Source organism: Pseudomonas sp. CCOS 191, from assembly GCF_001007005.1.
GTDB classification, from domain to species: domain Bacteria; phylum Pseudomonadota; class Gammaproteobacteria; order Pseudomonadales; family Pseudomonadaceae; genus Aquipseudomonas; species Aquipseudomonas soli.
The window spans coordinates 2,547,870-2,560,313 of the sequence record NZ_LN847264.1; the positions used below are offsets into that span (position 1 = coordinate 2,547,870).

General features: G+C 66.9%; 9 protein-coding genes, 1 pseudogene and 2 riboswitches. Of the genes and pseudogenes, 3 read left to right on the forward strand and 7 right to left on the reverse strand.

The features are described from left to right. Positions 1-86: 86 nt before the first annotated feature. Positions 87-506 (forward strand): annotated as a pseudogene (locus CCOS191_RS28710) (methyl-accepting chemotaxis protein); the annotation flags it as partial. Here the strand turns inward: CCOS191_RS28710 and CCOS191_RS11590 are convergent. The 7 genes from CCOS191_RS11590 to CCOS191_RS11620 form a co-directional block, all read right to left on the reverse strand. Continuing rightward, positions 481-3,735, reverse strand: coding sequence for a transporter substrate-binding domain-containing protein (locus tag CCOS191_RS11590; RefSeq protein WP_046857758.1), 3,255 nt, complete (start codon positions 3,733-3,735; stop codon positions 481-483). The pseudogene CCOS191_RS28710 and the gene CCOS191_RS11590 overlap by 26 nt on opposite strands. Positions 3,736-3,741: 6 nt before the next feature. After that, positions 3,742-4,356, reverse strand: a complete 615-nt coding sequence (locus tag CCOS191_RS11595; protein WP_028690792.1) for a response regulator transcription factor — start codon at positions 4,354-4,356, stop codon at positions 3,742-3,744. Positions 4,357-4,541: 185 nt separating this feature from the next. After that, complete coding sequence (locus CCOS191_RS11600) at positions 4,542-4,784, reverse strand: DUF1272 domain-containing protein (RefSeq protein WP_046855326.1); 243 nt, start codon at positions 4,782-4,784, stop codon at positions 4,542-4,544. 64 nt (positions 4,785-4,848) lie between these two features. Next, the gene (gene cobM / locus CCOS191_RS11605; protein ID WP_046855327.1) at positions 4,849-5,601 is read right to left on the reverse strand and encodes a precorrin-4 C(11)-methyltransferase; all 753 of its coding nucleotides are present in this window, start codon (positions 5,599-5,601) and stop codon (positions 4,849-4,851) included. A 29-nt stretch (positions 5,602-5,630) separates the two neighbouring features. After that, complete coding sequence (locus CCOS191_RS11610; RefSeq protein WP_046855328.1) at positions 5,631-6,041, reverse strand: cobalamin biosynthesis protein; 411 nt, start codon at positions 6,039-6,041, stop codon at positions 5,631-5,633. Further along, entirely contained in the window at positions 6,041-6,730 is a 690-nt protein-coding gene (locus CCOS191_RS11615; RefSeq protein ID WP_046855329.1) for a CbtA family protein, read from the reverse strand. The genes CCOS191_RS11610 and CCOS191_RS11615 overlap by 1 nt, the downstream gene beginning before the upstream one ends. Before the next feature lie 10 nt (positions 6,731-6,740). Further along, positions 6,741-6,926, reverse strand: coding sequence for a CbtB domain-containing protein (locus CCOS191_RS11620; protein WP_046855330.1), 186 nt, complete (start codon positions 6,924-6,926; stop codon positions 6,741-6,743). 100 nt (positions 6,927-7,026) lie between these two features. Then, positions 7,027-7,252: riboswitch (cobalamin riboswitch) on the reverse strand. 61 nt (positions 7,253-7,313) lie between these two features. After that, positions 7,314-7,510, forward strand: a riboswitch (cobalamin riboswitch). Between the two features lie 101 nt (positions 7,511-7,611). Between CCOS191_RS11620 and cobW the strand changes: the two genes are divergently transcribed. Both cobW and cobN read left to right on the forward strand, forming a co-directional pair. Next, entirely contained in the window at positions 7,612-8,679 is a 1,068-nt protein-coding gene (cobW, locus tag CCOS191_RS11625) for a cobalamin biosynthesis protein CobW (protein WP_046855331.1), read from the forward strand. A 3-nt stretch (positions 8,680-8,682) separates the two neighbouring features. Beyond that, positions 8,683-12,444 (forward strand): cobaltochelatase subunit CobN, encoded by a 3,762-nt coding sequence (gene cobN, locus CCOS191_RS11630; protein ID WP_046855332.1) that lies wholly within the window; start codon positions 8,683-8,685, stop codon positions 12,442-12,444.

A 12,444-nucleotide genomic window follows, 5' to 3' on the forward strand; every position in this document is an offset into this window, starting at 1 on the left:
ATGCCAGCTCGATGCAGACCGATGCCTGCGCACGCAAGGGTACCCAGGTGGTGCAGCAGGCGGTCGAGGTGATCGAGCAGATTTCTTGCGAGCTCAACGACGCCGCCCGCACCATCGACGCGGTGAGCAAGCAGTCCGAAGTGATCGGGCAGATCGTCCTGACCATCCGCGGCATCGCTGATCAGACCAACCTGCTGGCGCTCAACGCCGCCATCGAGGCGGCCCGGGCCGGCGAGCATGGCCGAGGCTTCGCCGTGGTCGCCGACGAGGTGCGCAACCTGGCGGCGCGCACCAGCAAGGCGACCCTGGAGATCGTCGAAGTGGTGCGGCAGAACCATGACCTGTCGTTGACCGCGGTGGCCAGCATGCAGTCGAGCCTGACCCGCACCGGCCTGGGCGTGGAACTGGCCAACGAAGCCGGTACGGTGATCATGGAGATCCAGCAGGGTTCGCGGCACGTGGTGGACGCCATCAGCCAGATCAATTCGACCCTTCAATTGCACTGAGGCTCTGGCGCAGTTCGTGCTCCAGGGTGTACAGGCTCGACCGTAGCTGGGCGAGCCGTTGTTCAACAGGCTGCCCCTGGGCTATGGCCTGCTCCAGCGCTTCGCAATCCTGCCTCACGCCCCTGACCTTGAGCATCCGCGCGCCGCCCTTGACCCGATGGACCACTGGGGCGAGGGCGTCGGCTGCCGGGTTGGCGCCCAGTGCGTGCAGTGCCTGCAGGTCTTCGGCGCTGCTTTGCGCCAATTGCTCCAGCAGGCGCCTGACCAGCCTGTCATCGTCCTGGGTGAGGTGGCGCAGCTGCGCCAGGTCGAAGCCGCTGGCGCGGGGCGTCTCGGCGGCCAGCGGCAGGCAGGCCTTGAGCGCCTGCAGGCCGATCGGCTTGAACAGGCATTCATCCATGCCGCTGTCCAGGCAGCGCTGGCGTTCCTCGGCCTGGGCGTTGGCAGTGACGCCGATGATTCGAACCGCGGGCAGGTTTTCATCGTGCTCCCGTGCACGAATCTGGCGGGCCAGCTCATGGCCGTCCATGACCGGCATGCTGCAGTCGGTGATGACCACATCGAAATGGCCGTCCAGCCAGAGCGACAGCGCGGCCTTGCCCTGGTCGGCGAGGATCACCTGGTGACCCAGCGAGCGCAGTTGCTTGTCGAGCAGCAACAGGTTGGCGGGGTAGTCATCGACGACCAGGACTTGCAGCGGGCCAGCACCGGCTTCGATCAAGGCCTTGCCGGCAGGCTCGGTGGCAGGAGGCTCGGCGCCTGGCAGGCGTAGATGCACTTCGACCTGGGTGCCCAGGCCCTCGATGCTGTTCAGGTGCAGCTCGCCCCCCATCAGCTCGCACAGCTCGCGGCTGATCACCAGGCCCAGGCCCGCCCCTTGGCGTGCCTGCCGGCCATCGACCTGGGAAAAACTGGTGAACAGACGTGCCTGATCGCTACTGCTGATCCCCACGCCGCTGTCCTTGATTTGCAGCCTGACCTCAAGCAGGTCGGCATCGATCGGGACGACAGCCAGCGACACGTCGATCCCGCCCTGGTCAGTGAACTTGATCGCGTTGCTCAGCAGATTTGACAGCACCTGCTTGAAACGCAGCGGATCGACCAGCAGCCACGCGGGCGAGGCGGGCAGCAGCGCATCCAGCGCGAGCCCTTTGAGACGTGCGCTGCCTTCGAAAACCCGCAGGGTCGCACGGATCAGTTCGAGCAGATCGCAAGCCACCGGTTGCAGTGTCATGTGGCCGGACTCGATGCGCGATATGTCGAGCACATCGCCAATCAGGTCGAGCAGGCCGATCGCCGATCCATGGGCCGCCTCCAGCGCCTGGCTGTCACTATGGCCGTGCCGGCTGTCCTCCAGGGCCATCTCGAGCAGACCGATGACCGCGTTCATCGGTGTACGGATCTCATGGCTCATGACTGCCAGGAAGGTGCTTTTCGCCCGACTGGCCTGTTCGGCATCGTCCTTGGCCTGGCGCAACTGTTCGAGCAGGCCGCGGCTGAGCGCCAGTTGTTCCTGCAGTGCGCGCTGGGCTTCGCTGCGCTGATGGATGAGCTTGCGCAGGTAGCTGTTCCAGAACGCCACACCGGCCAGCAGCAGGGCGGCCAGCACCAGTACCTGCAGCGCCAGCGTGCGGTAGTTGCGCCAGGGGCTGTCGCTGACCGCGGTGTTGGTCCGCCACTGGTTGACCAATTGTTCCAGCTCGTCGGGTGGAATGCTTAGCAGGGCCTTGTCGAGGATCGCCTGCAACTGAGGCTGTGCGGGGCCTACGGCGAAGGTCGCCAGGGCCGGCTCGTCACCATGCAGGCCGGCAATGTGCAGACGGTCCTTGAACACCTGGTTGATGAAATAGCTGGCATTGATGTGCGAGCCGAGGGCGACATCGGCATTACCGTTGGCCACGGCCTCCATCAGTTGTAGAGGGTTCTCCACTTCCACGATGCGCAGTTCGCCATATTGCCGTTCGAGGCCTTCGCGCAGCGGCGAACCCCGCAGCAGCGCCACCCGCAGTCCTTTCAGTGGTTGCTCCGGCTCTAGGGGGGCCGCGTCCCGCCTTGTGACCAGTACCCGTGGGCTGATCATGTAAGGACGGGTGTAGCGCAGGCGTTGGGCGCGGTGCTCGCCGTAACCGATGGCGCCAATCATGTCCACCTTGCCCTGGGCTACCTGCTCGACCATGTTCTCGAACGAATCCGACTCGACCAGCTTGAAGCGCAAGCCGGTACGCAGGCCGATACGCTCCAGCAGGTTCAGGGCGATACCCCGTGGCTGCTGCTGGGCGTCGGTGAAGCTCAAGGGCGCCAGTGTGGTGTTGATCATCACGCTGACCTGCCGGTGTTGCACTATCCAGTCGCGCTCCTCCTGGGTCAGGGCATCAAGGCGGCGGTCGAGCAGCAGGCTGGTACTACCGCCGGTCCAGCGGCGCAGGATGTTCAGCCGTTCGCTGTCGGCGATGCGGCCCAGGGCCAGGTCGACCAGTTGCAGCAGGCGCTGGTTGTCCTGGGTCAGGGCAAAGGCAAAGCTGCTGGCCGGAGCCTTGACGAAGTGATCGACCTTGACCGCTTCCTGGAAACCCTTGGCGATCGCATAGTCAGTACTGATGGCGTCGCCCAGATAGGCGTCGGCCTGCCCCAGGGCAACCGCAGCGACTCCGGCGAGTGTCGAGCGATAGAGGTCCAGTTGTGCGTGAGGATAGAGGCGTCGCACCGCCTGTATGGGCAGGTAATGATCCACCATCGCAAGGCGCAGGCCAGCGAGGTCGTCACCGTCGCGCAAGGCCTGGTCCTTGCGCGATACGATGACCGGCAGGTCGTCGGCATAGGGCAGGCTGAGGGCCAGTTGCGCGTCATTGGCCTCGAAGGCGTTGGAGCTGCCCAGCAGATCGATCTCGCTAGCGCGCAGCGCTTCCAGGGCCAGCTCGCGGCTCGGATAGCGGCGCACCTCGACCGGCACCCCCAACTGCTCGCCGATCAGTCCGGCGTAGTCCGCGCTCAGGCCTTCGTAGTCGGACTGGCTGTTGTTGATGTCGAAGGGGGGGTAGTCGGGGCGCGAACTGCCTAGCACCAGGCGCCCGCGACTGGCCAGCCACTGACGGTCGGATGCGGCCAGCGTCAGAGGAGGCGCCGCGCTCAGGGCGCGGGCCAGGAGATGGCGGGATTCGCTGTGCGCTTCGCTGTGAGCGGGCAATGCTGGCAGCATGGCCAGCAGCAGGCACAGCAGGGTGCCCTTGATCATGATTCAGGCCACGTTGTTGCGTTTGGCCAGGTCAACCATTTCCACCAGCGACTCGACCTTGAGCTTCTCCATGATCCGGCCGCGGTAGGTGCTGATGGTCTTGGCGCTGAGGTTCATCTGCTCGCCGATCAACTTGTTGCTCTGGCCGGCGCTGAGTCGGCGCAGCACTTCCATTTCGCGGTTGGACAGCAGTGCCAGGCGCTCGGTCTCGCTTTCCAGGGTGTTGCTGTTGACCGCCATCTGCGGAAAGGTCGAGTAGCCTTTGACCAAGGCCTTGAGGGCGAACACCAGGGCATCGAGGTCTTCATCCTTGTTGACGAAGGCCGAGATGCCGGCGTCCATGCAGCGGCGCACGTAGAGGTCGGCGGGCTGGCCGGTCAGGGCCATGATCCGTGGGGGCGGGTCGATCAGCTTGAGGCGCTTGATCACTTCCATGCCATCGAGGTCCGGCAGGCCGATGTCGAGGATGACCACGTCTGCCTTGGTCTGCTCGGCCAGGCGGGCGGCCTCTTTGCCTTTGCCGGTTTCACCCACGACGGTGAAGCGCTCACGTTCGAGCAGCATGCGTACGGCGAGTCGCACAATGTGGTGGTCATCGACCAACAGCACGGATGTCATTCAGGTCACTCCTGTCAAAGTGCAGCCCGCTTCCTGCGTTGAATTTCAGGCGCGGGCTGCGGACTTGCTGGGCAGCGCGCACCTTACGGACATTCAGGACCCTTGGTAATAGGCGAGTATAGGTGTGTTGAAAATCCCGCACCAACCTGTAGAAAAGTCCTACAAGCAAGGTTCGGCGCAAAGGCTCAGGCGCAGGGGACCTGGGGCTTTAGTACACGGTGTGTGGAGGCGGGGTTGTTGGCCAGCACCTTGCCGACGCGCGTGGGGCGCGCCACCAGTTGGCCGCCGCAGTTCGGGCAGCGGTCGTGGAAGTGCCGCTCGTTGCAGGCGCGGCAGAAGGTGCACTCGAACGAGCAGATCAGCGCATCCGGGCTTTCGGCGGGCAGGTCGGTGTCGCAGCATTCGCAGTTGGGGCGCAGGTCGAGCATGGTCGGGGCTTCCATCCAGTTGGAAAGCCCAGTGTGCTCCGCCGTCGCCCGCTCGGCAATCGCTTCACGAGCCGGGGCGATAGAGGTGGGCATGGCCGGCGCGATACAGGGCCGAGTCGGCGAAGGGGGCGTCGCCCAGGACATGCCCGACGAGAATCAGCGCGGTACGCCGGAAGCCCTTGGCGGCCACACGCTCGGTGATATCCGCCAGGGTGCCCTTGACCCAGTCCTGGTCAGGCCAGGTAGCGCGATGGACCACGGCGATGGGGCAGTCGGCGCCATAGTGTGGCAGCAACTGCTCGACGATACGTTCCAGGTGGCGCACACCCAGGTGGATGGCCAAGGTGCTGCCATGGCGGGCCAGGTCGGCCAGCTGTTCACCGGCCGGCATCGGCGAGCTATCACCGTAGCGGGTGAGGATCACCGTCTGCGCCACGTCGGGTAGTGTCAGCTCGCAGCCCAGCAGCGCGGCGCTGGCGGCGGTGGCGGTGACGCCGGGGACGATCTGGTAGTCGATGCCCAGCTCACGCAGGTGGCGGATCTGTTCGCCGATGGCGCCATACAGGCTGGGGTCGCCGCTGTGCACGCGGGCTACATCCTGCCCGTTGGCATGGGCCTGGCGCATGGCCTCGATGATCTGCTCCAGGTGCAGTTCGGCGCTGTTGAGCACGGTGTGTGCCTGATGCCCCTCGAGCACTACAGCCGGTACCAGGGAGCCTGCGTAGATGATCACCGGGCACTGGCGGATCAGGCGCTGGCCCTTGACCGTGATCAGCTCGGGATCGCCGGGGCCGGCGCCGATGAAATAGACCGTCATGGGGGTTCCTTGCAGGTAAAAGGGGCGGATTATCCGCCGATGGCCAGGGCCAAAGTAGCGCCGCCGAGCCCTTGCCTTGGCACATGCAGGCGCGGCACGGCGCCTGTGCGCCCGGCCAGGGCCAGGGCTGCGCTTTCGGCGACGCCCCAGCAGCCGGTCTGGGCGTACACCGTTGTCGAGCGCTGACTGAGCAGCGCTTCGAAGGTCGACAAGTGGCTGCTGTCGAAGCAGATGAACGGCAACCCGAGCCGCTCGGCCAGTGCCAGCAGGCCGGGCTCGCGCGCCTTGGGTTCGATGCTGGCGATTGCCTTCAGCGCCGACATCGGCAGGGCGTGGTTGGCCAGGGTCTGGCGCAGCAGCACCGCGAGCGTTTCGACCGGGCAGCCACGGCGGCAACCAAAGCCGGCATACAACGCCGGCTGGGGAGCAAGGTCGCGCATCAGTGCTGGCTGGAGCGGCGGAACAACCAGGCGCTGAGCAGGCCCAGGGCCACCCAGAACGCGGCGTTGGTCAGCCACGAAGCGATCTTGAACTGGGTCTCCAGCGCCTCGGGGGCCAGGCTTTCATGAACCGCTGGCTGTGGCGCGCCGATCAGGTGCGGGATCACCAGCAGGGCGACTCCGAGCACCTTGAACAGCCAGTGCTGGGCGAACACCAGTAGCGCGAGGCCGGCGGCGGTGGCGGCGGCGGTGCCGATCCACCAGGTCTGGCGCTGGCCAAGGTCGGCGGCGGCGGTGCCGGGCAGTTCCGGTGGCAGGCCCAGGGTCGGCGCCAGGCAGAACACGGCGAAGCCCGCCAGGCCCCACAGCGCGCCGGTCGCCACGCGGCCCGGGGCACGCAGGCTGTACAGGGCGGCGAGGATCAGGGCGAAGCCGACGGCGACCACCAGGTTGCCGCCTGTGGTGGACAGGATACGCTGCCAGCCATCTTCGGGCGCCCAGGCCTCGGCGCTGTGCTCATGAGGCGCGGCGGCCTCGCCATGTTCATGATGTTCGGCGGCGGGGGTGGCGGTTTCATAGGTTTCCGCCTGGAGAATCAGCGGGGCGACCCAGAAGCTTTGCAGCAGGGTCAGCAGCAGGGCGGCGAGCAGGCCGCTGAAACCCGCGGTACGGGCGATGCGCGTGATCATGCGGGCGTACTCAGTGGCAAGGGAAGGCGGCGCTGTGGCGGGTGTCGTGGGCGGCGTTGTGCACCGCCTCGATGTGCGAGAAACCGGCGAAGTACACCAGGCACAGGCCCAGCAGGCTCGCGCCGACCGCGACGATCAGGCGCTGGCTGAGACTGACGGGGGTAGCGATACTGGGTTTGGCGTGGGTGATGGGCATGACGCGTTCCTCTGCTGCTTTTGTTGTGGCAACGGGCAGGCGCGACGCCCCCGGGCACGGCTGGCCCGGGTGATACGACAGCGCCCGCCCACCGCGGGGTGTTCTGCAAGCATGTCAGGCCGGTCTCCGGGCTGGCGAGGCGGAGCGGGGCTCCATTGATCAAACGCCACCTTCCCATGCCGCACGATGGGCACAGTGGTCTGGACGCTTCTCTCGCTTACCGTTGCGGGGGCAGCACCGGCTTTGTCGGCCCTCTTCTAAAGGAGGCGCGACGCACCGGTTTCCCGTTTCACCCCCGTTGGGGGCACCTGAACGCAATGCGCTAGCAAATCACGGGGCCGGGCCTGCGTCAATCGCCGCGGCGGTTGACCGCCAGGCAGGCACTGCGTAGCCTTGCCGGTTCGAGGTTCCCGGGCGTTGTCCCGGGCTAAGACGGGAACGCGGTACAAGCCGCGGCTGCCCCCGCAACTGTAGGCACTGAAGGGTTCGGCACAGCCACTGCGCACGCGCGGGAAGGCGCCATCCCACCGGCTTTGATGGCCGGCGGTGCAAGCCAGGAGACCTGCCTCGCAACGTTTTCGACTTTCAACCGGGCGGGGTGATCCGGTGGCGAAACAGTCAGGCCGACACGGGCCGTGGCTGTCGTCCTGCATGCCCGCGCCATTGCTGCCAAGGGCATCGCGACATGAAAACACTGGCCAAGCTTCCCGTCACCATCGTCACCGGCTTCCTCGGTTCGGGCAAGACTACCTTGCTGCGCCATATGCTCGACAACGCCCAGGGCCGCCGCATCGCGGTAATCGTCAACGAATTCGGCGAGCTGGGCATCGATGGCGAGATCCTCAAGCAGTGCAGCATCGGCTGCTCCGAGGAAGAGGCCAACGGCCGCGTCTACGAGTTGGCCAACGGCTGCCTGTGCTGCACCGTGCAGGAAGAATTCTTCCCGGTGATGCGCGAGCTGGTGGCGCGCCGCGGCGATCTCGACCATATCCTTATCGAAACCAGCGGCCTGGCCCTGCCAAAACCCCTGGTGCAGGCCTTCCAGTGGCCGGAGATCCGCAACGCCTGCACGGTCGATGCGGTGATCACCGTGGTCGACAGCCCGGCCGTGGCCGCCGGCACCTTTGCCGCCTACCCGGACCAGGTCGACGCCCAGCGCAAGCTTGACCCCAACCTCGATCACGAGTCGCCACTGCACGAACTGTTCGCCGACCAGCTGGCCAGCGCCGACCTGGTGGTACTGAACAAGGCCGACCTGATCGATGCCGAGGGCCTGGCCAAGGTCCGTGCCGAAGTGGCCGAGGAGCTGCCGCCGGCGGTCAAGGTGATCGAGGCCAGCAGTGGTCGCCTGCCGCTGGAGGTGCTGCTGGGCGTGGGCGCCGAGTCCGAGGCGCATATCGATGGCCGCCGCACCCACCACGACAGCCATCACGACGGCGATGACCATGACGACCATGACCACGACGCCTTCGACTCGATCTCCATCGACCTGCCCGAGGCCGACGAAAGCCTGCTGCTCGATGCCTTGACGCAACTGGTTACCGAGTTCGGCATCCTGCGCGCCAAGGGCTTCGCCGCCATTCCCGGTAAGCCGATGCGCCTGCTGATCCAGGGTGTGGGTACCCGCTTCGACAAGCATTTCGACCGTGCATGGCGCAGCGAGGAGCCACGGATCACCCGCCTGGTGCTGATCGGCCAGGACCTGGACGCGACCCAGCTGGAAGCGCGCCTGCGCCAGGCCCTGGGCGCCTGACCCATGCACCTGCTGCGGACCCAGCCCGGCGGCTTTGTGCCGGACGACAGCATCGCCGACCTCGGGCAGACCCCCGCCGAACTGGTGATCCTCTGCAGCGGTGACTCACACCTGGCGCTGCTTGCCGAAACCGCCGAGCAGTTGCCGGCGGATTTCCCCAGCGTGCGCCTGGCCAACCCGATGCAGGTGCAGAACCACGCCTCGGTCGACCTGTATGTCGACCAGGTGCTGCGCCATGCCAAGGTGATCCTGGTGTCGCTGCACGGCGGCGTCGGTTACTGGCGCTACGGTGTCGAACAATTGGTCGAGCTGGCGGCACGGGGCGTGCAACTGATCCTGGTACCCGGCGACGATCGTCCCGACCCGGAGCTGACCGGGCTGGGCACGGTACGCGGCGAACAGGCCGAGCGCCTCTGGCATTACCTGCGCCAGGGTGGCAAGGCCAATGCACTGAACCTGTTCAACTGCCTGGCCAGCCAGTGGCTGGGGCGCGCCTACCCCTGGGACGAGCCGCAGCCATTGCCGCGCACGGTGGTCTATCACCCGGCCAAGGCCAGCGCACGGCTCGAGGACTGGTACGCCGAATGGCATCCGGAGTACCCGGTGGCGCCGCTGCTGTTCTACCGCTCCCACCTGCAGGCAGCCAACACCGCGTTCATCGATGTGTTCTGCCAGCGCCTGCAGGCTTGCGGCTTGAATCCGTTACCGATCGCCGTGGCCAGCCTCAAGGAGCGCGCCTGCCTGGATCAGGTCGAGGCCTGGCTCGACGAAGTGCAGGCCGAGGTGGTGATCAACACCACAGGTTTTGCCCTGTCCAGCCCCGAACAGCCCAATCTGCGCCCGCTGCGTCGCGACGTGCCGGTGTTGCAGGCGATCTGCGCCCAGGACAACCAGCCCGGCTGGGAGCAGAGCGAGCAGGGCCTCGGCGCCCGCGACCTGGCGATGCACATCGCCTTGCCCGAGCTGGACGGGCGCATCATCACCCGGCCGGTGAGCTTCAAGGACCTGGCCTGGCGCAGCGAGCGCAGCCAGTCCGACGTGGTCTGCTACCGCGCCCACCCCGAACGCATGGATTTCGTCGCTGAACTGGCGCGGCGCTGGGTGACATTGGCGCGCCTGGACAACCAGGAGAAGCGCGTGGCCCTGGTGCTGGCCAACTACCCGACCCGCGACGGGCGCATCGGCAATGGTGTCGGCCTCGACACCCCAGGCGCGGCGTTGAATATCCTCAAGGCCCTGCAGGCGCAGGGTTACCCGGTAGCTGGCCTGCCCGACAGCGGCACCGAGTTGATCCATCAGTTGCTTGGCGGTGTCACCAACGACCTCGATCACCTTGACCAGCGCCCTTGCGCCCAGAGTCTGGCCCTGGCCGACTACCACAGCGCCTTCGCCGCGTTGCCCGAGGCCAACCAGCGCGCTGTGCTGGAGCGCTGGGGGCCGCCCGAGCAGGACCCGATGTTCCGCAGTGGGCGCATGATGGTCGCTGGCTTGCGCTACGGCCTGACCTTCGTCGGCATCCAGCCGGCGCGGGGCTACCAGGTGGATCACAGCGCCGTGTACCACGACCCGGACCTGGTGCCGCCGCACGGCTACCTGGCGTTTCACTTCTGGTTGCGCAACGGCTACGCCGCCGATGCGTTGATCCATGTCGGCAAGCACGGCAACCTGGAATGGCTGCCGGGCAAGGGCGTGGGGCTGTCCGCCGAATGCTGGCCGGATGCGTTGCTCGGGCCGTTGCCCAACATCTACCCATTTATCGTCAACGATCCGGGCGAGGGCGCCCAGGCCAAGCGACGCACCCAGGCGGTGATCATCGACCACCTGATGCCGCCATTGACACGCGCCGAGACCTATGGCCCGCTGCGCCACCTGGAACAGCTGGCCGACGAGTACTACGAAGCGCAGCTGCTCGATCCACGTCGCGCCAACGAGTTGCAGCGCGACATCCTCGCACTGGTCAAGGCCAACCACATCGACCGTGAGCTGCAGCTTGAAGGGCAGCTGGAGGATGCTGCGGTGTGGTTGCCGCGCCTGGATACCTACCTGTGCGACCTCAAGGAGTCGCAGATCCGCGATGGCCTGCATGTGTTCGGCCAGTCGCCCCAGGGGCGCCTGCGCAGCGACACGCTGCTGGCCCTGGTGCGGGTGGCGCGGGGAGATGGCAAGGGCGGCAATGCCAGCCTGATTCGCGTGCTGGCCAAGGCCTTGGCGTTGGGCTTCGATCCGTTGGACTGCGACCTGGGGCAGGCCTGGGACGGGCCGCGCCCGGGCCTGCTGCTGCAACTCGACAACAGCGCATGGCGCACCTGTGGTGATACCCGTGAGCGTCTGGAGTGCCTCGCGCTGACATTGATCGAGCAGGCATTGCAAGGGGCTGTGGCGCTGCCGGATGAAGACGGCTGGGCACCGGTGCGCGAGGTCTTGCAGGCACTGGTCGAACGGATCGCGCCGGACCTGGACGCCTGTGGCTCCGCCGAGATCGACGGCCTGCTGGCCGCACTGGCCGGGCGGTTCGTCCCGGCCGGGCCCAGTGGCGCGCCCAGCCGTGGCCGCCTGGACGTGCTGCCCACCGGGCGCAACTTCTACACCGTCGATGTGCGCAACCTGCCGACCACCACCGCCTGGCGCCTGGGGTTTGCCTCGGCCAACCTGATCCTCGAGCGCCACTTGCAGGACCACGGCGACCACTTGCGCCAGTTGGGCCTGTCGGTGTGGGGCACGGCGACCATGCGCACTGGCGGCGACGACATCGCCCAGGCCCTGGCGCTGATGGGCGTGCGCCCGGTGTGGGCCACCGGCAGCCAGCGGGTCGACGACTTCGAGATCCTGCCATTGAGCCTGCTCGACCGGCCACGGGTGGATGTGACGCTGCGAGTGTCGGGTTTCTTCCGCGACGCCTTCGGCAACCTGATCCGTCTGTTCGACGCCGCCGTGCAGGCGGTGGCCGCGCTGGACGAGCCGGACGACCTGAACCCCCTGGCCGCCCGGGTGCGCGCCGAGCGTGAAGCGTTGCTCGGCGCCGGCATGGAGCTGGAGCAGGCGGCGCGGCAGGCCGGCTGGCGGGTGTTCGGAGCCAAGCCAGGGGCGTATGGCGCCGGCGTGCAGAACGCCATCGACGGCCGCCTGTGGCACAGCCGCGACGACCTGGCCGAGGTCTACCTCAACCATGGTGGCTACGCCTACGGCGCCAGCGACGAAGGCACGCCGGCCCGCGCCGCGTTCGCCCAGCGCCTGGCGCAGGTGCAGGCCGTGCTGCAGAACCAGGACAACCACGAGCACGACCTGCTCGATTCCAACGACTACTACCAGTTCCAGGGCGGCATGCTGGCGGCCGCCGAAACCCTGGCCGGTACCGCGCGGGCCAGCTACCACGGCGATCACAGCCAGGCCGACCGGCCGCGGGTGCGGACCCTGAAGGAAGAACTCAACCGCGTGATCCGTGCCCGCGCGCTCAATCCGAAATGGATCGACGGCGCCAAGCGTCATGGCTATAAAGGTGCGTTCGAGCTGGCGGCGACGGTCGACAACCTGTTTGCTTTCGATGCCACCACCCACCTGATCGACGACCATCATTACCAGGGCCTGGCCGACGCCTATGTGCTCGACCCGGCCACCCGAGATTTCATGCGCGAGCACAACCCCGAAGCCCTGCGCGACCTCACCGAGCGCTTGCTGGAGGCCCAGCAGCGCGGGTTGTGGCAGGAACCGGGCGACTATCGCGAGAGCCTCGAGCAGCAGTTGCTCGCCGGCGAGGAAGACAGCTGA